At 72.4% G+C, this 18,389-nt stretch carries 26 protein-coding genes; 1 reads left to right on the forward strand and 25 read right to left on the reverse strand.

Going from position 1 to position 18,389, the window contains the following annotated elements; translation table 11 throughout:
- Nucleotides 1-3: 3 nt before the first annotated feature.
- From FHU30_RS15925 to FHU30_RS16040, 24 genes are all read right to left on the reverse strand, one after another.
- Nucleotides 4-2,376, reverse strand: a complete 2,373-nt coding sequence (locus tag FHU30_RS15925) for an ATP-binding protein (protein WP_253876494.1) — start codon at nt 2,374-2,376, stop codon at nt 4-6.
- Between the two features lie 137 nt (nt 2,377-2,513).
- Nucleotides 2,514-2,870 carry a hypothetical protein gene (locus FHU30_RS15930; protein WP_253876496.1) on the reverse strand — a complete coding sequence of 119 codons (357 nt, stop codon included), beginning with the start codon at nt 2,868-2,870 and terminating at the stop codon, nt 2,514-2,516.
- 69 nt (nt 2,871-2,939) lie between these two features.
- Nucleotides 2,940-4,010 (reverse strand): hypothetical protein, encoded by a 1,071-nt coding sequence (locus tag FHU30_RS15935; RefSeq protein ID WP_253876497.1) that lies wholly within the window; start codon nt 4,008-4,010, stop codon nt 2,940-2,942.
- Nucleotides 4,007-4,315 (reverse strand): hypothetical protein, encoded by a 309-nt coding sequence (locus FHU30_RS15940; RefSeq protein WP_253876498.1) that lies wholly within the window; start codon nt 4,313-4,315, stop codon nt 4,007-4,009. The genes FHU30_RS15935 and FHU30_RS15940 overlap by 4 nt, the downstream gene beginning before the upstream one ends.
- The gene (locus FHU30_RS15945; protein WP_253876499.1) at nt 4,312-4,494 is read right to left on the reverse strand and encodes a hypothetical protein; all 183 of its coding nucleotides are present in this window, start codon (nt 4,492-4,494) and stop codon (nt 4,312-4,314) included. Before FHU30_RS15945 ends, FHU30_RS15940 begins: the two co-directional genes overlap by 4 nt.
- Before the next feature lie 83 nt (nt 4,495-4,577).
- The gene (locus tag FHU30_RS15950; protein ID WP_253876500.1) at nt 4,578-5,096 is read right to left on the reverse strand and encodes a hypothetical protein; all 519 of its coding nucleotides are present in this window, start codon (nt 5,094-5,096) and stop codon (nt 4,578-4,580) included.
- Entirely contained in the window at nt 5,093-5,650 is a 558-nt protein-coding gene (locus tag FHU30_RS15955; RefSeq protein WP_253876501.1) for a helix-turn-helix transcriptional regulator, read from the reverse strand. Before FHU30_RS15955 ends, FHU30_RS15950 begins: the two co-directional genes overlap by 4 nt.
- Nucleotides 5,637-5,948: a hypothetical protein gene (locus tag FHU30_RS15960; protein ID WP_253876502.1), complete on the reverse strand. Its 312-nt coding sequence runs from the start codon at nt 5,946-5,948 to the stop codon at nt 5,637-5,639. The genes FHU30_RS15955 and FHU30_RS15960 overlap by 14 nt, the downstream gene beginning before the upstream one ends.
- Before the next feature lie 34 nt (nt 5,949-5,982).
- Nucleotides 5,983-7,677, reverse strand: coding sequence for a hypothetical protein (locus FHU30_RS15965; protein WP_253876503.1), 1,695 nt, complete (start codon nt 7,675-7,677; stop codon nt 5,983-5,985).
- Between the two features lie 116 nt (nt 7,678-7,793).
- Nucleotides 7,794-7,952 (reverse strand): hypothetical protein, encoded by a 159-nt coding sequence (locus FHU30_RS15970; RefSeq protein WP_253876505.1) that lies wholly within the window; start codon nt 7,950-7,952, stop codon nt 7,794-7,796.
- Between the two features lie 159 nt (nt 7,953-8,111).
- A complete protein-coding gene (gene dnaN, locus FHU30_RS15975) occupies nt 8,112-9,323 on the reverse strand; it encodes a DNA polymerase III subunit beta (protein WP_253876506.1) in 1,212 nt (403 codons plus the stop codon).
- Nucleotides 9,324-9,330: 7 nt separating this feature from the next.
- On the reverse strand, nt 9,331-9,513 hold the full coding sequence (locus tag FHU30_RS15980; RefSeq protein WP_253876508.1) for a hypothetical protein: 183 nt from the start codon (nt 9,511-9,513) through the stop codon (nt 9,331-9,333).
- A 92-nt stretch (nt 9,514-9,605) separates the two neighbouring features.
- On the reverse strand, nt 9,606-10,223 hold the full coding sequence (locus FHU30_RS15985) for a hypothetical protein (protein ID WP_253876510.1): 618 nt from the start codon (nt 10,221-10,223) through the stop codon (nt 9,606-9,608).
- A 76-nt stretch (nt 10,224-10,299) separates the two neighbouring features.
- A complete protein-coding gene (locus FHU30_RS15990; protein ID WP_253876512.1) occupies nt 10,300-11,004 on the reverse strand; it encodes a hypothetical protein in 705 nt (234 codons plus the stop codon).
- A gap of 193 nt (nt 11,005-11,197) precedes the next feature.
- Complete coding sequence (locus FHU30_RS15995) at nt 11,198-11,398, reverse strand: hypothetical protein (RefSeq protein ID WP_253876513.1); 201 nt, start codon at nt 11,396-11,398, stop codon at nt 11,198-11,200.
- Nucleotides 11,395-11,637 carry a hypothetical protein gene (locus FHU30_RS16000; protein WP_253876514.1) on the reverse strand — a complete coding sequence of 81 codons (243 nt, stop codon included), beginning with the start codon at nt 11,635-11,637 and terminating at the stop codon, nt 11,395-11,397. The genes FHU30_RS15995 and FHU30_RS16000 overlap by 4 nt, the downstream gene beginning before the upstream one ends.
- Nucleotides 11,634-12,515: a DUF4097 family beta strand repeat-containing protein gene (locus FHU30_RS16005; RefSeq protein ID WP_253876515.1), complete on the reverse strand. Its 882-nt coding sequence runs from the start codon at nt 12,513-12,515 to the stop codon at nt 11,634-11,636. Before FHU30_RS16005 ends, FHU30_RS16000 begins: the two co-directional genes overlap by 4 nt.
- Before the next feature lie 93 nt (nt 12,516-12,608).
- On the reverse strand, nt 12,609-12,944 hold the full coding sequence (locus FHU30_RS16010; protein WP_253876516.1) for a hypothetical protein: 336 nt from the start codon (nt 12,942-12,944) through the stop codon (nt 12,609-12,611).
- Nucleotides 12,941-13,099, reverse strand: a complete 159-nt coding sequence (locus tag FHU30_RS16015) for a hypothetical protein (RefSeq protein WP_253876517.1) — start codon at nt 13,097-13,099, stop codon at nt 12,941-12,943. The genes FHU30_RS16010 and FHU30_RS16015 overlap by 4 nt, the downstream gene beginning before the upstream one ends.
- A 184-nt stretch (nt 13,100-13,283) precedes the next feature.
- Nucleotides 13,284-13,496 carry a hypothetical protein gene (locus tag FHU30_RS16020; protein ID WP_253876518.1) on the reverse strand — a complete coding sequence of 71 codons (213 nt, stop codon included), beginning with the start codon at nt 13,494-13,496 and terminating at the stop codon, nt 13,284-13,286.
- Nucleotides 13,493-14,347, reverse strand: a complete 855-nt coding sequence (locus FHU30_RS16025; protein ID WP_253876519.1) for a hypothetical protein — start codon at nt 14,345-14,347, stop codon at nt 13,493-13,495. Before FHU30_RS16025 ends, FHU30_RS16020 begins: the two co-directional genes overlap by 4 nt.
- The gene (locus FHU30_RS16030) at nt 14,344-14,493 is read right to left on the reverse strand and encodes a hypothetical protein (protein WP_253876521.1); all 150 of its coding nucleotides are present in this window, start codon (nt 14,491-14,493) and stop codon (nt 14,344-14,346) included. The genes FHU30_RS16025 and FHU30_RS16030 overlap by 4 nt, the downstream gene beginning before the upstream one ends.
- Nucleotides 14,494-14,608: 115 nt before the next feature.
- Nucleotides 14,609-15,403, reverse strand: coding sequence for a ParB/RepB/Spo0J family partition protein (locus FHU30_RS16035; RefSeq protein WP_253876523.1), 795 nt, complete (start codon nt 15,401-15,403; stop codon nt 14,609-14,611).
- A gap of 98 nt (nt 15,404-15,501) precedes the next feature.
- Nucleotides 15,502-16,005: a hypothetical protein gene (locus FHU30_RS16040; RefSeq protein WP_253876525.1), complete on the reverse strand. Its 504-nt coding sequence runs from the start codon at nt 16,003-16,005 to the stop codon at nt 15,502-15,504.
- A gap of 461 nt (nt 16,006-16,466) precedes the next feature.
- On the opposite strand from FHU30_RS16040, the gene FHU30_RS16045 reads away from it, so the two are divergent.
- Nucleotides 16,467-17,597 (forward strand): NsdA family TPR-like regulatory protein, encoded by a 1,131-nt coding sequence (locus FHU30_RS16045; protein WP_253876527.1) that lies wholly within the window; start codon nt 16,467-16,469, stop codon nt 17,595-17,597.
- An 11-nt stretch (nt 17,598-17,608) separates the two neighbouring features.
- Here the strand turns inward: FHU30_RS16045 and FHU30_RS47070 are convergent, their stop codons facing one another.
- A complete protein-coding gene (locus FHU30_RS47070; RefSeq protein ID WP_308211306.1) occupies nt 17,609-18,376 on the reverse strand; it encodes an NUDIX domain-containing protein in 768 nt (255 codons plus the stop codon).
- Between the last annotated feature and the right edge of the window lie 13 nt (nt 18,377-18,389).

Here is an 18,389-nt window from a genome sequence, read left to right on the forward strand (position 1 = left end):
CGGTTACTGTTCGTATTCGCCGGTGGGGGCGTGGTCGGGCAGGTAGTAGCGGGTCGCGGGGCCCTGCCCGGCGCGGGCGATGGTGTGGTTTTTGAACAGGGCGCCGAGCCAGCGGCCGACGGTGGAGGCGGGTTCCTCCAGGAAGGCCACCAGCTCGCTGCGGCTGCCGCCGTGGGCGCCGCGCGCGGCGAGGTACTGCAGGATCGCGGTGCGGGCGGTGTCGGGGACGGTGGTGTTGTCGATGGCGCGGTCGGCGGCCTGCAGCTCGTCCAGCCCGGTGGGCTGGTCCGGCGGCTGAGGGACTTGGTGGATGTAGGCGTCGATCTTCTCCACCAGGCCGTGCGCGGCTTGGTCGACCTCCTTGCTGTTGGTGGTGTCGAACCCCCACCCGTCCTGGTCCTCCGCAGGTTCGCCGGAGGGCTGACCGGACGACGGCTGGTTGGGCAGCGCACCGGCCGGTGCCGCATCGGTGCCGGTTCCCGGTCCCGTCGGCGGGACCGTGTCGGCGGGCGTGCTCGGCCCGCCGGCGTTCGCGCTGGCGTGGGCGGGGACGGGGTGCCGTTCGGCGTAGCCGGGGAGTTTGGCGGCGATGTGGGGTTCGATGGTGGCCTCGGCGGGGCCGTAGGCGGCGGCGAGGGCTTTGACGGTGTCGGGGTCGTGCAGGGCGCGGGAGCGTCCGGCCTGCCAGGACCCGCCTTGGCGGGCCAGCAGCACCACGCCTTCGGTGCCGTCGCCGTAGGTGCTCATGTCGGGGCAGCCGCGCTTTTCCCAGTCGGGCAGGGCCTTGTTCATCTCGCTGGTGTTGGCGACGCGGCCGACGATGGTGGTGTAGGCGTTGGCCGAGCCTTCCTTGTCGCCGGTGTGCTGGGCGACGTTGCGCTGCTTGGCGGTGACCATCACCATGCCGCCGGACCGGCCGCGCTTGTGGACCTCGGCGATGACCGGCTTGAGGTGGGTGGCGACCTCGGCGTTGTACCCCGATGCGGTGTCCTGCTCGTCGACGATGACGACGACGATCGGGGCTTGCCGGGACGGCTTGTGCGTGCCGCCGTTGCAGGCGATCGCGCGTTCGTCAAGCAGCACGTCGATCCACTCGAAGATGGCCACCGCGACGTCTTCCTCGCGGACGCCGGCCTTGTCGTGCAGGTAGTCGCCCCACAGGGCGGGGATGACTCCCTTGCCCAGGTCGATGGCGACCACCAGCACGTCGTAGCACTCGGCGGCCTGCTGGACGATGTTGGACAGCAGGTTGGACTTGCCGCCGCCGTTGGAGGCGACGATCTCTACGTGCCGGGCGCCGACCTTGTCGAACAGGACCAGTTCCAGGTCTTCGCCGGTCTCGGGGTCGGTGCCGATGATGAACGGGCCGTCCAGGATGGACCGGCGGCCCTTGGCGTCAGCGGCCCGTTCGGCAGCCTGGGCGGGGGCCAGCTCGGCGACGGCCGGGTGCTGGACTTCTTCGGTCCACATGTCGCGCATCCGGATGGTGATCCACAGGATGCGGGCGTTCTTCTTCTCCATCTCGACGTCGACCTGGTCGGCGCCGATGCCGTAGCAGCGAGCGATCTGCACCGCCAGGTCCCCGCGCTCCAGGCGGGCCCCGTGCGGGCCCTCCACCCCGACGTCGACCTTGAACCGGACTCCGACCTTGGTCTGCTTGGTGGCCAGCAGCCGGGACCCCTCCAAACCGGCGAGCCCGGCGATGGTCTCCCAGCGGGCCTGGACCTCGGCGGTGCGGCGGCGCTGCTTGAGGACGTCGGACCAGGTGTAGGACGACCACAGGCCGGTGGCGGCCAGGGAGTACCACAGCAGGACGGGCAGGCTGGTGATGCCGGTGGTGGCGGCGACCGCCAGCCAGGTCGGGATGGCGGTGGCGATCGCGGCGACCGCGAGCGAGTAGCGGGGCGACCCGTGCGCCTTGTAGGTCGCGACAGTGGCCGCGAGCGCGGCCGGCGGCGCGAACGCGGCCAGGGTGAGGGTGTCGTGCGGCAGGTAGTGGTGGGCCAGTTCCCCGGCCGGGTAGAGCGCGGCCAGGCCGGTGCCCAAACCCCGGGTGTCGGGGGATTGGGCGACCCAGCGGGCGTAGCTGCGGGCCGCGGCCCGGGCCAGGATGCCGGTCCGGCTGGGCGGTCGCCGCCAGCCGCGCCCGGCCCCGGGCATCATCGGTGCCAGGGCCTCGGGGATCGGGAAGTCGCCGTAGTGGTCGTACTGGTCGTAGCGGTCGCGGCGGCCACCACGCCAACCGCGGTGACCGCCACGGGCGCCGCGGGCGCCGCGGGCGCCGCGGGGGTTGAGGAGTCGGCCGAACTGGCCGACGCGGGCTTGCTGGGCGAATGAGCGAGTGGGGCGGCCGCGTCGGGCCGGACGACCATGCATGCGGGATCTCCAGAGCAGAACAGAGCCGCACCGCCCCTGCCGATGGTGGCGAGGGCGGCACGGCTCGGATGGCGGACGGCGAGACAACGGGGACGGACGGCGGTGAAGGTGCCGGGTGGTGCGGGTTCAGTGCGGGTTCAGTACGGATGGCGCGGGGGGCGCCATGCCGGGCGGCGCCCGGGGCTGCCGGAGGTGCCGACGATGCGCAGGCCGCGGGCGGCGACCTTGCGGGCGTCCTCGAAGTAGTCGGCGAAGTTCATTGCCGCCTGGCGGGCGTGGATGGCGGCCTGGTCCAGGCCGTCGGTGGCGTGGTCGAACTGGGCCAGGATCGGTGCGGGCAGGCCGCGGTCGGCCAGGCCCTGGGTCCAGTCGGCCACCAGGTCGGACGCGACGGCCAGCAGGTCGCCGATGCCCAGGCAGGTGGCCAGGAACTCGCCGTCGCTGTCGGGGTCGTCGAACTCCACCAGGTAGGTCCGGCGGTTGCGGGGAGGCATCACGTGGGTCCTTTCGCAGGCAGATGGGGTAACGGCAGGCCGGAGCGGGCAGCGCGGGGACGGGAGGACTCAGGCGGGGTCGTCGCCAGTGAACTCGATGCCGGCGTCGGCGACCTGGCGGGCCTCGGCGTACCAGACCTCGAACGCCATGGCTGCCATCGCGGCGTGGAAGGCGGCCTCCGCCAGTTCCTCGGCGGCCGCATACAGCGGGCCGGTGACGATCGGCGGGAGGTTGCGGATGGCGACCTGATCGGTCCAGTCCTCTACCGCGACGCCGATGCCGCGCAGGATCTGCATCAGCTCGTCGGCGGAGTCGAGGAACTCCACATCGGTGTCGGGCACCTCCAGCTGCAGCGGACCCAGGACCCGCATCCGGGTCTGCGCGCGCTGCGGTCGCCGGGCCGGGCGGTTGCCGCGGCGTCCGGTCGGGACCAGCCGCTGCGCCTCCCGCCGGGTCGCCGGACGATTCGCCGCCCCGCCCCCACCTCCGGCCTGGCCGGGGGAAGGTGGCGTCGGCCCGGGCGGCGTGGCGGGGGTGCCGCCGGGCGCGGCCGGGACCGGCCGGGACCCGTTCCGCCCGGTCCCCCGCCTAGGCGGGGTCGTGCCGAACCGGGGACCGCGGTTGCCCGCAGGGGCGGACGGTGAGCCGTTCGGCCCACCGGGCGGCGTGGGTGACGCAGGCCCCGTAGGCGGTGGTCCCGGCGGTTGCGGTCCGGGCGGCTTGGGCGGTCCGGGCACGCCGGGGGTGCCGGGCGGGAAGATCACCGTGCCGTTCAGTGCGGGACCGGTGCTGCCCGAGCCGGAGGAGGTGGTGGGCTTGCGGCGACGGAAGAAGGTGGCGGCCCCGCCGTTGGCCTCGCGCTGCTGCCAGCGCGCCTCGGCCCACGGCTTGGCCTTCTTGCCCTTGGTCCAGGCCCCGCGCGCGCCCCTGCCGACCGCGCGACCGCCCAGGTCGGCGAGTGCCTCGGCGAGCATGGTCTCTTCGGTGGCCGGGGCACCGGCCGAGTTCCACGCCTTGACCAGCAGCGACTCGGTACGCGCCGGGCGGCGGGCCCGGCCGCCGTGGTGGGCGCGGTTCTTGCGGACGGCGTGCATGCCGCCGGCGAACCCGCCCGCGCTCAGCAGCAACAGTTCGATCATGACGCGCCTCCGTTCTGGGTCGGCTCGGACAAGACGGCCGGGGCGTGATGCTCGCCGCGGTGGTGGCGCAGGTCCGCGGCCACAACAGCCGTCCAGAGCGCGGCGTACAGCGGCCACTGGACGGCGGCGACGACCCACCAGGGGCAGCCGAAGGCGAGCTGGGCGCCGCCGGGCGCGCCCAGCAGGAACATCCACGCGCCCAGGCTCGGCCGGTTCTGCCAGGCCGTCCCGGCGACCTGCCGGACCGGTCCGGCTCGGCGGACGCTGGCCTCGGCGGCGGGCCGTTGGTTGCGTCGGGGGTTCACCGCAGCCACCCGTCCATCGCGTTGGACAGCGAGTGCAGCGGGCCCAGCAGCGCGCGGCCGATGGAGGTGTTGGCGGCCAGCAGCCCCCACGAGATGAGCGACAGCATGATGATCCGCGAGGTGGTCTGGAAGTAGAACAGCATGACCAGCACGCCGCACAGGATCAGGAACAACGTCATGGCGAACTCCTGGGAAGACAGCGGCCCGGCCGCATGGCGCAGCCGGGCCGAAAGCGAGGGAAGGCGGGGATGGATGAGGTGAGTCAGGGCGCGGGCTCGGGGTTGATGTCGGGGGCGTAGCGGTCGCCAAGCGCGCAGATCTGCCTGGCGGTCTGGTCACCGATCAGCGGTTCCAGAGGCTCGTACAGCTCGGCGATCAGGTCGTACCGCTCGGCCGGGTCGGTCGTAGCGGCGAGCTGGTCCAGGACCTCACCGATCCACACCTCGACGAACGGCGCGGCGACCAGGGCGCGGCGCCGACCGGTGGCCGCGGCCGTCTCGGTGGCGGCCAGAGCGGAGATCAGCACCGCTTCGTCGTGCAGCGCCGCTGCCAGGGCGCGCGGCTGGGCGTCGCTGGTGGTCTGCGGCCCGTAGGCGGCCTCGATGGTCTCGGCCTGCACCGCGCGCTGCACCGCCAGGTCGTACAGCAGCTCCGCGCGCGTCGCGGCGGGCAGCCGTCCGTGCAGCTGCCCGATCAGCGCGTCAGCGGCCAGGTCCGCCTCGGAGTACCGGACGGCCGCCCGCTGGGCGTCGGGGGTGCGGACGGCGGTGGTGAGGCTCATGGTGATCCCTTCGGGGAGGTTCGGGTGCGGCGGTGGTGCGGGCGGGCGGGTTCCCACAGGTAGGTGCTGCTGGGGTGGATGCCGATGTACCGGGCGGCGGCGGCACGGGACAGGCCGTCGGCGCGCGCCTGCAGGTAGCGGGCCTGGGTGTCGGCGTGGTCCTGGCACCAGCGCCGCCAGTGGGTGGCCTCGCCCGTGCAGCCGGGGTGGCCGCACTGGCCGGGCGGTACGGGCGGTTCCTTGAGGTAGCGGCGGACGGTGCGGGCGGCGATGCCGACGCGCGCGGCGGCCTCCTCCAGCGACAGGCCGCTTGCGATCAGCCAGGCGCAGTCCTCGCGGGCCGCGGCGGACCGGGCCGGGCCGTTGCGCGGGTCGGGCGGTCCGGCGTCGGCGGGGCGTCCAGCGCGGTACCAGCGGCTGTAGCAGGCGCTGCACCAGCCGCGGGTCGGACCCTGCCAGCACGGCCGACCGCAGTTGTCACACGGGTAGGGGTCCGGACCCCCGCCCCCGGTTCCCTGCGCCTGCTCCGGGACGGTCCGGTCAGGCGTGGTCATCGGTGTGCGGCCGGTCGGCCGGGTCCTGGACGTCGGCGGGGGTGCGGCGCCGGTCGATCTGGGCGAGGGTCCAGCCGAACGCGCCGATCCCGACGGCCAGCGACAGCACGATCGCGGGACCGGTGCTCATCATCAGCAGCCCGGTGGCCAGCAGCCACAGGGCGCCTGCGGCGATCCCGGCGAGCATGAACGCATCCAGCGCGCCCAGCCGGGTCAGGATCCGGTCCATCCGGCGGCCTGCGGCCGGTGCGGTCTCGGAGGTGGGGTTCGGGGTGGTGGACAAGGACTTGGACGACACGAGATGCCTCCTTGATCGGTGACGGAACGGCGGGTCATCCGGCGGGTGGCTCGGAGGTGGCGGGGACCGAGTGCAGGGCGGGTCGGCGGATCTGCTGGGTGAGCGCGGTGGCGCGGGCCTTGCGGATGTGCAGGGCGCGGGCGAGTTTCTCGGCGGGGATGTGCCGGCCGTGCTGGTCCTGGTAGGCCAGGTCGGCAGCGCGGGCCTGCTCCAGCAGCTCGTCCTCGCTCGGCTCGGCCTGGCGCTCCGGCTTGGCGGTGCCTCGGGATCGGCGAGGCTGCCGACGTGCGCGTTGCGGCCGAGGTTCGGCCGACGGCTCGGCCGTGTCCTGGACGGTTGGGGCGTCGGGCGGGTCCGGCGTCCCGATCGACGGTGCGGCCGGACCTTCGGCGGGCGCGGCTTCGGCGGATTCTGCGGCTGGCGGGCCGGACCGGTCCGCGCCCGGCGTCTGGTCGGTCGGGATGGCGGTCCGGTCGGTGTCGTCTGGCGCGGGTCCGGGAACCGGGTCCGGGGCGTGCACAGCCGGAGCGGTCCCGTTGACAGCGGTCCCGTTGACAGCGGGGCCGGATTCGGGCTCGGGGCGGGACCCGGTCCGCATGGGGACGGTCAGCGGCGGCGGGACCTGTTGGGCGGTCCCGTTCACCGGTCGGTCCGGGACCTGTTCCGGCGCCACCGGTACCTGGATGCCGTTCTTGGGTCGCGGTGGCGGGGGCAGGTGGCGGGTGATGTCGCCGGGTTCGAGTTGCACGCCGCGGCGGGTGAGGAAGTCCTGCACGCGCGCGGCGTCGTAGCCGAGCGCCACCAGCTCGCCATCACTGAGCGGCGGCTTGTCCGGCGCGTCTGGCGGGGCGGGCAGCGCCCGGGCCTGCGAGGTCTGGGAGTCGGGGAGCTGCCAGGGGGACGTGGGCGTCAGGTCGGCGAGTTCGGCGGAGTGGTACAGGGCGGTCAGGTGCGCCAGCAGCGCCTGCTGCCGGGCGGGGTCGACCGACAGCCGGGCGTGTTCGACCGCGGCGTCCATCGCCCGGTCCAGCCGATTCTGCGCCCGGACCAGCCGACGCGATCCGGCTTCGATGCCGGCCGCGCGGAGCGTGCGCAGGTGTTTGGCGGCGCGGGCGACGCGGGTGAGGCGGCGATGCGCGTCGACTTCGGCGGCGGTGCGGTCGACCGGTTCGGCCAGACCGAGCCGGATCAAGATCCGGTCCAGGTGGAGCTTGGAGTGGACGGTGCGGGAGGTGCCGGTCTTGCGGCGCCGTTCGGCGGCCAGACCCCGCTCCCACAGCCAGGCCGCGGCCAGCGGCACCATCATGCGGAAGATCCCGGCGCGGATGCTGTCGGCGTCGAGCGTGGACAGCAGCGCCGACAAGGCGGTGAAGCCCCACATCGCCGCGCCGTCCACCCCGGCCGAGTGGTCGGCGTTGTCGCGGACGGCGCGGCGGGCCCGCAGCGCCGAGGCGATGGTGGCGACCTCTGCGAAGGAGAACAGCAGCACCCGCGCCCAGGCGGGCAGGTGCAGCACGTCGCGGAAGAACGCCCACATGCCGGAGGCGGCCAGGCTGGTGGCCAGCGTTGCGGCGACCACCGTCAGCACCTCCTCGGCCTGGCATCCGGCCAGGAGTTTGCGGGCGGCGCGGGTCAGGCACCACAGCGCGAACGCGACGCCGGCGGCACCGGCGGAGGCGGCCACCACGATCTGGGCGGGGTGCTGGGAGAGGTACGCAGGAAGGTTCATGGATGCCTCCTTGGTGCGGGGACGCCGACCGCCTGTGCCGGGGCCGAATGCGCGGATCCGGCCAGGCGGGGACGAGCCCTGGCCGCCGTGGGTGCGGGCCGGGGCAGGGGAAGGGCTCAGTCGTCGGCGGCGGTGAGCTTCTTGGTCTGGGCGTCCAGCAGTTGCGGGTCGGGGATGTGTTTGAGTCCGCAGAAGCACTCAAGCCAGCGCTTGCGGCACACGTTGTCGCCCAGGACGGCGGGCTTGACCGATTCGGCGTTGACGCGCTCGGCCATGCCGGAGTGGTTGCTGTTGGTGTCGTGGAAGCTGACGAAGTACCAGTCGGCTCCCCTCCGCGGTCGTGACTGACGACCTGGCCGAGCGAGCCGCCCGCCGACAGCACCCAGGTGCGGGCCGGGATCAGGTTGTTCATGGTCTGGTCCCTTCTTGCGCGGTCAGCTGGTCACGCGGACCGGCATGAGCAGGTGCCGGTGCTCGCCTGGTCCGGGGGCGCCGCTGGCGGGCAGGGTCTCGACGCCGGCGTCGGCGGGCGCGGGCACCATCACCGCGGGCTTGACGGAGTCGGTGGTGTGCAGGCACATCCGCTCGCCGGGAACAGTGATCAACGCGTCCAGCAGGTAGTCGGGGTTGAAGGCGATGGTTAGCGGCTTGGTTGCGGTGACCAGGGCGGGCAGGGTTTCGCGGGCGGCGGCGGCGTCGCCGTGCCCGGCCTGCAGCTCGATCTCCCCCTCCGCATCGCCGCCGCCGGGGGTGCAGGTGAGCCGGACGGGGGTGTTGCGTTCGGCGACGGTCGCGACGCGCCGGACGGCGGCGGCCAGCTCGCCGGTGTCGGCAAGGGTGGAGGCGGTGAAGGTGGCGGGCAGGATCTTGCGCCACTTGACGAAGTTGTCCTCCAGGACCCGGGTGTGCAGGGTGCGGGTCCCGGCGGTGATCGACAGCCCCGTCACCACGGTGCCGTTGTCGGTGGCGTGGCGGCTGATGGCGAGGGTGATGTGCTCGATGCTCCGGTCGATGCCCTTGGCCAGGTTCGCCAGGGTGGCGGCCGGGGCCACCAGGGCGTACTCACCGGAGTCGTCGGTGTCGTCGGTGCTGCCGGCGGGTTCCCAGGTGCGGGCGGCGGCGGCCAGCCGGTACCGGTCGGTCGCTGCGAACGCGATCTGGTCTCCGGTGAACTCCATGCGCAGGCCGGTCAGCATCGGCACCGTGGAGTCGTGTCCGGCGGCGATCGCGGTCTGGGTGATGGCGCTGGTGAACGCCTCGGCGCTCATGCGTCCGGCCTCGTCTGGCGGTTGGGGCGGGTCGGGGTAGTCGTCGAGCGGGAGGGTCTGCAGGGTGAAGGTGGAGCGCGGCCCGGTGAGGATGCAGGTGGCGTCCTCCACGACGATCTGCAGTGGCCCGGTGGGCAGTTGCCGGGTGATGTCGGCCAGCAGCCGCCCGGGCAGCAGCACCGTGCCGTCCTGGGCGACGTCGGCGTCCAGCACCGCGCGGGAGGTGACCTCCCAGTCGCGCCCGACCGCCTGCACGGTGTCGCCGCTGGCGGTGAGTTTGATCCCGGCCATTACCGGCACCGGCGGGTGCGAGGGCAGGTTCCGGGTGATCCAGCCGAGGGTGTCGGCGAAGGTCTTGGTGTCGAGGGTGAGTTTCACCTGGTCATCACTCCTCGGCGTCGACCAGGTCGGGGTGGATGTAGTCCCACAAGGCGGCGTTGAGCCGCTCGCGGTCGCTGTCGAGGTAGGCCGCGACGCCGTGCAGCTGCAGCACCTGGTGCACGTCGGCGGCCAGGCGCTCGAACGCGCGGTCGGGCATCGCCAGCGCGGGCTGGACGATCTGGTTCACCACGGGCTCCCTTCTGCGTGAAGGAGGGCGGCCCGTCGCCTCACCGGGTGGAGAGGTGACGGGCCGCGGAGGGGTTGATGGAGTCGGGCAGGTCAGGGGGTGCGGGGCGGGATCGGCTGCAGGTCGGACAGGCGCACCCAATGGGCGCTGTGGCCGTCCTGGCGGATCAGCACCCACGGCTGGTCGCAGAGCGGGGAGTCGACCCAGCCCTCGATTACAACGGCCGGTTGAGCAGCCTCGGCCGGGTAGCGCAGGCAGGCGTAGGAGCCGGGCGCGTACCAGCGGCGGACCGGCCACCACGCCCACCCGCGCCGGGTGAACCGGTAGTAGGCGGTGAACCGCTCGATCAGGCCGCGGAACAGGCAGGAAAGGCCCACGATCGCCGCGACGATCAGGAAGCCGTGCACGGCGGCCGGGACGGCCAGCACCGGCAGGTGCCGCAGTGGGTGCAGGCTGGTCAGGGCCGGGATGGTGATCCCGGCGCCGATGGCGAAGAACACCGCGGCGATGCCCAGCCGGACCCGGCGCCGGTGCCGCTCGGCCTCCTGCAGCTCGGCGATGTCCAAAGCGCTGCGCCACGCGGTCGCCAGCGGCCCGAGACCGTCGGCGGGCCGCGACGGCGGCGGCTGGGAGATGGCGGCCGGGCCGGGCGCGGTGCGCTCGGGTGACCGATCGGGCGGCGACGCGGGCGTGCGGTTGAAGCGGGCCATCAGACCTCCGAACAAAGGGAACGACGAACAGCCCCCGGTCCGGAGGGCCGGGGGCGTGCAGGGGCAGTCGGGTGGGTTACGGCTGGGCGGGGTTCAGGCGGGTGATGGTGGTGCCGGTCTGGCGGGCGGCGACGGCGTGGCCGCTGCAGACCCGGCGGATCGTGCCGGTGGCGTCGGTGACCTGGTGGGTGACCGGCTCGGGGCAGGGGGTGTCCCACCGGTCATAGGGCCACCAGTACGGGCAGCCGGGCGTCTGGCACCAGGTTTCGCCGCCGGAGGTGCAGATGGTCGCGCCGTGGATGGGGCAGGCGGGCCGGTCCATGCGGCAGGCGTCGGCGGGGACGCTGCTGATGCGTTGCAGCAGCCGGAGGGTGCGCAGCAGCCGGGTGGAGATCTCGCGGGAGGTGGCGGCGGCTTCGGCCACCCACCAGCCCGCTTGCTGGTTGCGGTCGGTCGCCCTCTTCAGCGCCGCGGCCAGGTCGCGCAGGTCGCCGGTGAGGCTCAGGGCGTACTGGCGCAGGTCGCGCAGGTGCTGTTCGGTGGATGCGGCTGGGGGCCAGGTCGTGGAGGCATCCCCGGTTCGCCAGAGCGCGGTGACGCCCAGCAGGTGCCGGGCGGTGTCCATCGCCTCCTGCCGGGCCATGTGCAGGTCGGTGTCGGCGTTGCGGGTGTGCTCATCGGGCGCGTCGTCCAGCACGAGCGCGGCGGCGTCCAGGGCGGCGGCCAACTTCAAGGCCCGGTCCGCCAGCTGCTGGACCTGGTGCTGGTGGGATTCGGTCATGGTGGTCACCTCGGGCCGACGGCGGTCGGCTGTGGTGGGGGTGCGGGGCGTTCGCGGGTGAGGTGGGAGGCGTGGACCTGGCGTCCGCACGTGCCGCACCACAGCACGGCCGGGCCGCCCGACATGGGGGCCTGGCAGCAGGATGAGCGGGGCAGCGGCGGCCGGCAGGACAACGCCGTGGGCGGGGCGGCCATCACAGCGGCCTGCTCAACAGGTCGCGCAGCACGTGCAGGCCAAAGCCCGCACCGGCCGCCGCGAGCACCGCCAAGGCGGGGTGGCCGTCGGCCAGCGCCAGCACCCCGAAGACGGTCCAGCCTGCAGCCATCCCGAGGGCGGTCAGCCGGAACACGATCCGCGCCAGGTAGATCACCGTCGCTAGGAGCAGGGTGGTCATCGGTGCCACCGCCCGGTCAGGTGGAACAGCAACGGCAGGACCGCGACCGTGCAGGCGGCCGTCAGCACCAGGACGGCCAGGACGCGGTCGAGGGAGCGGAGCAGCATCCAGTCCGCCGCCGTCACGCAGACCAGGAACCAGGCCCCGGCCAGCGCCAGCAGCACGGTGCGCAGCAGCCACATGATCCGGGTGCCGGCCGTGCCGATCAGCGCCAGCAGCCGCGGAACCAGAGATCTCATCGGTGGCCTCCAGGGGTGCGGACCCGGCCGCGTCGGCTGGTGACGTGGACGGTGAGGGTGGCGGGGTTCAGGTGCGGGCCGGGCGTGATGGTGATCGGGCCGGTGACCGAGCGGGCGGTGACGGTGCCGGGGCCGGTCGCGGTGAGGGTGATGGCGCCGGAGGTGGTGTCCAGGTCGGCGGTGCCCCCGCCGGGGAGTTCGGTGTAGTCGCCGATGGTGATCGCGCCCGATTTGGTCTGGGCGCGGATGTCGAGGGTGCGGCCGATACGGATGGCGCCGGAGGTGCTGAGCGCTAGGACGCGCTCAGCGGCCTGGGCGCTGATGGCGCCGGAGGTGGTCTCGGCGATCAGGTATCGGAGCCGGTCGGCCTTGATGCCGCCGGACTTCGAGGTGAACTTGACGCCCTTGGCGCTGCCGGAGGTGTCCAGGTCGGCTGTGCGGGTGGTGGCGACGATCCCGGATTCCTCGGGCAGGCGGGCGGTGACCGTCAGGCGGCCAAAGCCGCCGGTCGTGACGTCGTCACCGTCGAGCTGGGCGCCGTCGAAGCTGACGTGGCCGTTGGTGATGGTCATCCCGGTGATGACGCCGGTGTTGATCGCGGTGAAGGTGCTGCCGCCGACATGGGCGAAGGGGCCGGTGCCGGTGGAGGCGGCCGGGACTCGCACCGTCAGGCCGGTGCCGTCGGCGGTCATGGTGGCGGCGGCGATCGCATCGCCCAGGGCCGGATGGCTGCCGGTGGCGGTGAGGACCACTTCGGCGCGGGCGCGGCCGGGTTCGGTGACGGTCTGGATGGCGCCGTCGGGCAGGTCGATGGTCAGCAGCACCGGGCCGTCGACCGGCGCAGTCAGCGTGCGGACGGGAAGGGCTTGGGTGGTCATGGACATCCTCAAGGGAGAGGCGGAAGGCCCGGCCTCGGCGAACGCAGGGCATGCCGAGGCCGGTCCGTGGGGCAAGTGGTGGAGCGAGCGCGGTCAGCGGGCGGGGCGGGTGCGCCCGGTAAAGACGCCGGCGAGCTGGTGGGTCAGGCGATGCCGGGTGCGGGTCGCCGTGAGCCGGGCGCGGGTGGGCAGGTAGTGCAGGTCGGCCAGGACACCGCGGGCGCCGTCTGGGCGCAGCGCTTGGTGCAGGAGCCGGTCGCAGACGGCGCGCCAGCAGGCCGGGCACCAGGTGGTGTCGCGGCGGCCGATGAACCAGGGCGTGGTGCGGGCGAGGGCGGTCGTGGACGGGCAGGTGTCGCAGGTGGCGGTCCACTCGTCCAGCCGGGACACATCCGGCAGGCCGTTGGCGTCAAGCAGCGGGTGGATCACGGCAGCGCTCCGTCGGTCCAGGCCGGCGGCGCGGTGCGGGGGCGGCAGATCGGGCAGGGAATCGCGCCGACCGGCGGGTTCCACATCCGGCGCCGGTCGTCGCATGCGGTGCAGGGCCGCCTGCGGATGTGCCGCAGGCGGGTGATGATGGACATGTCGGTCCACCTCCAGGGGTCAACTGGAAGGGGTCGGCGGGGCCCGGCCGGTGCGTCACCACCGGCCGGGCCCGCGCAGGTCACGAGCCCACAAGGACCCGCAGGACGAAGCTCATTCCGAACGCGACCGCCACGGCGATCACCGCGCACAGCAGCATCCGGCCGTAAAGGGACCGGATCGGGTTCACCTCCCCTCGCCAGGCGGCTCAGCGGACGGCTCGGCGGACGCGTCGTCGGCCAGCTCGATCAGCAGGTAGCGGCGGACGCCGGGGTCACGGCCGTTGGGGTACGGGGCGGATTCCTCGTGCACCGTCACCCGCTGGCGGAAGGTGTCGATGAGCTGCCGCAGATCGGTGTCGTCGCCGGACAGGCGGATCCGGACCAGCCGGGCGGTCACAGCGGCCGCCCCTGCTCCATCGCCGCGACGATCGGCACCAGCAGCTCGTTCAGCGCCACCGCCAGCGTCGCGACCACGCGCTTGGCGGCACCGGTCAGCAGGGCGTCCGTGACCTTGTCGGGGCGCTGGCCGGTCAGCGTCGGGGAGGGCTGGTGCAGCTTGGCGGCGGGGACCGGCAGCAGCAGGTTCACCCGCGGCAGCAGCGTCGGGTACAGCGCCATCTGCTCCTGCGACGGCTCCAGGTAGGCGCGCAGCCCACGGTCGTGCGTCCAGGTGTTCCAACCGCTGGTGATCCGGCCGTCCAGCTCGCGCGGTGCGGTGGCGGCCAGTTCCAGGTTCGCCAGCGCCGCACCGTTCTCGGCCCGCTGGATGGCCGTCGACAGCACCCGGTCCCACCGGCAGGCCAGGTAGGCCGGGGACATGATCGGGCTGGTCGCGACCTGCCACGCGGCGGCGGTGAAGTCGGCCGGGTCGGTGTCCACGCCCTCACCCCACGGGTCGAACCGGTGCAGGTTCTGCCGCAGGTAGGCGCCGTACCGGGAGATCCCGTCGCTGGCCCGGTCGCGGTCGTAGTGCTCGTTCAGCCAGAACACGCCCGTCCCGTCGGGGGCGAGGCTTTTCACGGGGTCGAAGGTCTGCACGGATGCTCCTTGCTCCCGCCGATCGGCGGGCTCGTGGGACGGCCGGTGGCCGTCGGGGTTGGGGTCGACCGCCGACCCGTCACAGCGCCGGCAGGGCCCGCCGCCCGGGTCGGTGCGGGCTCCGGCGCAGCCGAAACACAGCACCACCAGGACCGGGCCGGAACCGGCGGCCGCGCGCACCGGACGGCGGGTCTTGCAGGTGCGGGTCATCGCCGGTCGGGCGGCGCGTCCGGCACCGGGTCGGGGTTGTCGCCGGTCGGCGGCGTCGGGCTCGCGGCGCGGCGGGCGATGCGGTCCAGCAGCTCGGCGCGGCGGCAGTTGCGCTCCACCAGCACGGCGATCATCCGGTCGTTCATCACGGCGACTCCCATCACGGGGGCGAATCCAGAGGGCGGAAACGGTGAGCGCCCCCAAGGCCCGGTCGGGACGACCGAGCGGAGGCGCTCGCTGACGAAGGCGGCGGGTTGAGGTTCAGGCCGCCGAGGCGGACGGGCCGGCGGCGGCCACGGCCTGGCCGTCGCGGACGGTGGGGGCGTCGCGGAGGGTGGTGGTGTCGTGCACCAGTCGCTCGTCCTGGCGGATCGCGGTTTCCCAGCACTGGCCGCACGCGGTCTTACCGATCCGGCGGCGCATCGTGTGCTCGCGCGCGTCGCACAGTTTGCGCGCGGCCTTGGCCAGCGGGTGCGTGCCGGTCAGGTAGTCCGGCTCCCACTCCCAGGTCGCCGGCTTCCCCGACTTGGAGCGCTGCTTGGCGCGGGTGCGGCGGACCGCGGCGACCGCCTCGGTCGAGGTGATCTCCCCGGTCCGGACCTTGGCGCGGGACCGGTCGTCCAGGTCCAGCAGCGCCACCAGGCCCGACACCGTGCCCGAGGCGAACCCCGTCGCCTTGCACACATCGGCCTGCGAATAGCCGCGATGCAGAAGCGACTCGATCGCCTCGGCCTTCTCCATCGGGTTCAGCTCGACGCGCTGGCAGTTCTCCACCAACATCAACTCGATCGCCTGCGCGTCGCTCACCGCGTGCCGCACCACCACCGGGACGCGGTCGCCGTGCTTGCCGGCCTGGCGGGCGGCGGCGTACCGGCGGTGCCCGGCCAGCAGCTCGAAGTGGCCCTGGCGGGTCGGGTGGGGGCGGACCACCAGCGGCTGCAGCAGCCCCTGGGCGCGGATCGAGTCGGCCAGCTCGGTCAGGTCGCCGAGCGATTCGCGGACGTTGGCCGGGTGCGGATGGATCAGATCGAGATCGAGGTAGGCGTTGCTGCTCATGAACACTCCACAGGCAGAAAGGGGCGGAAACGACGACGTCCCGGCCGGGCCCGTGAGGGCAGCTGACCGGGACGCCAGGTGGACGACGCGACGCGGGGCTATCCCTCGCCGGACGAGACGGAGGTGCGGGCGGCGATCAGGGCGCGGGCGCGGGCCGAACGGGCGGCGATCTCCCGCTCTCGCCGGGCGGTGGCCATCTGGGTCAGCGACGGCGGCAGCGCCGGGGTCGGCTTGACCATGGTCCGGGCGCTGCGGCGGGTGCCGGCGTCGGCGGCGGCCTCGGCCAGCCGCGACCGCCAGGACTCGTAGGACAGGTCAGTGATCACGCGTTGGCCGCTGCCCGGGCAGCGCTCCTGCCGGTGCCAGCGCTCCAGCGGTGCGGTGCGGCGGCCGTAGGCGAACGCGCGGATCTCGGCCTCACTGCGGTGGCTGCGCCGATGCGGCAACACCATGTGCCGCCTCAGCGACACCCACGTCCCGCAGTCGCCGCAGATGAGCATCGTGCGCTCACCCTCAGCGCGGTCGCCCTCGGGACGGCGCAGGTTCACGTGGTTCAGCGGGAGATCAGAGACGGAGATCGGGGGACGGCCGTTGTGCTGCATCAGCACCTCCGAGAACAAGCCAGGCGGGTGAAACGGTCCTCGTGTCCACCACTCCGCACCCGGCACCACAAGCCCGGATGCGGACCAGACGACGCAAGCGCCGCAACTTGCACGATCAATCGCGGTGACCACCGCGGGGACCTCGTGAATCGTCATCCCGCCTGGGGCCGCGTCTTCAGTTGGCAGGAGCCGCAGGGCCGAAGATTCCGCCTTCGTCCGTCCGACTCCTGGTTGGTTCGCACCAATCATGCAACTGGTTCGAACCACTGTCAATGAACCGCGGCAGATCAACTTGTGGAACAGGTTGGCCGTAGCCGCACAGATAGGGTCGGCTGCGGAGGTACACGGCGAACAGGCGGCAACTGTTAACCGGCCACTGTTAACCCCTGTTGCCTCTGCCGTTCGATGCGGCATCCTCGAAGGACAGAGAGCCCCTAGCCCCTCCTGGATCGGCTGCGCTCATGTCACTCGGCTTGAAGCAGGCCCGCGAAGCTCGCGGATGGTCTCAGAGCGATCTCCTCGGCCGCATCGAGAGATATGTCGAGAAGCATCCCCATGTAGTGATCGCTAACTCCGCGAGCCTCAAGACCTACATCTCCAGCTGGGAGAACGGGCGTCGCCGGATCTCAGAGCCGTACCGGACGATCCTCAGAGCGCTGTTGGGGTGGACGGATGAGGAACTGCTTGATGGGGGCGAGCCGCTGGCGGACGCGGACGGCTACGCAGAGCTCATCCGGCACATCGACACTGCACACGCGGTGAGTCGTTCGATGGTCGCCACCTTCGTGAGTCAAACCGAACTCCTGCGGACGCAGGACCGCATGGTTGGCGCGTTCAGCGTTGTCGATCAGATGAACGCTCACCTCAGCACGCTTGAGGAAGCACTGACCTTCGCAGTCCTGCCGGATGCTCGGCGTCCCGTAGCACGTGAGCTAGCAGGAGCAGCGACACTGGCGGCATGGCAGGCGCTCGATGTCGGCGCAATTGAACGAGCGTGGAGGCACTACGAGAAGGGGAAGCAGGCGGCGAAGGAAGCTGAGGACCGTCTCTACCTGGCACATGCGATGGGCGAGCAAGCATTCGTGCTCGCAGACGCAGGGCGCCCAGGTCTAGCGGTTGACCTGGTGGTGGAGGCCCAGCGGATCGGCGGGGCGAAGATGTCCGAGCGCCTGCGCGCCTGGCTTGCCGCCGCAGAAGCGGAACTTCGAGCCCTCACTGCCGACGCTGCCGGCGCTCGCGAAGCCCTTGATCGAGCAACCAAGGCGATGCCGGGCACCGAGGAACCACGCGATCCTGACCTGGCAAGCGTCTTCCTCAACACTGTCCACTTCGAACGTTGGCGGGGCCACACTCTCGCCCTGCTGGGGGACGAGGAGGCGGTAGCGGCACAGTACGCAGTCCTGGACTCGCTTGATCCGACCTTTGTGCGCGCTCGCGCTGGTCTCCACTGTGACCTCGCCCAGGCGCACCTTGTCCGTGGCGAGTATGCGGAAGCCGCCCAGCAGGTACGCGAAGCGAAGCTCCTTGCGAATCGCACCGGCTCGATCCGGTACCGCCGACGCATCGCCCAGCTCGGCGAAACGATCCGATAGTCAGGGGCGCATCATGCTCCGAACGCGATGACATGAAGAAGCCCAACTAGCGTTCCCGAGCCCATCAGCTCGTCCTTACGGATAAGCCGGTGCACGTCGCTCAGGGGCACCCAGGCGACCTCGCCGGCCTCCTCGGCATCCGTTGGTTCGCCAACCTTGTCGGCCCCACGTCCGACGAACAGCTCGTGAGGTGAATCGACCATCCCCACCATCGGCTCGAAAGTGACGATGCGCTCAAGGGCGCGCGGCCGCCATCCGGTCTCTTCCTCCACCTCTCGGAGCGCCGCCTGCCGTGGGTCCTCACCCTCGTCAACGATCCCGCCAGGAAGTTCCCAGCCCCACTTGTTGGGGACAAACCGGTACCGCCAGAGCATCAACGCCCGATCACGATCGTCTAGCACCACTGCGATGGCCACACGCTGGAGATGGACAACATGGTGCTCGAAGCGATCAACACCAGGCGGCTCAACGTCCACTAGACCGAGCCGGACCCAGCGGGAGTCGTACAGGGTGCGTTCACCGCGAATGGTCCAAGGGACGAGAGCCTTGTCTTCGCCGCTTCGCCATCTATGAGGAGCTACGAAGTAGCCGCTGCCATGCCGAACATGAAGAACATCCTCCGAGACGAGCTTGGCTAGGACCTGGCGGACCGTGGTGCGGCCTGCACCCAGCCGCTGCGCAAGGTCGCGCTCCGAGGGCAACCGGTCCCCAACCCCGAACTCACCGGAATTGATCAAACTACGGATCGCGGCTTCAACGCCCGTCGCAACATCGCCCATGGACTGGGACGCC

This window comes from Actinomadura rupiterrae (genome assembly GCF_024172125.1).
GTDB lineage: Bacteria > Actinomycetota > Actinomycetes > Streptosporangiales > Streptosporangiaceae > Spirillospora > Spirillospora rupiterrae.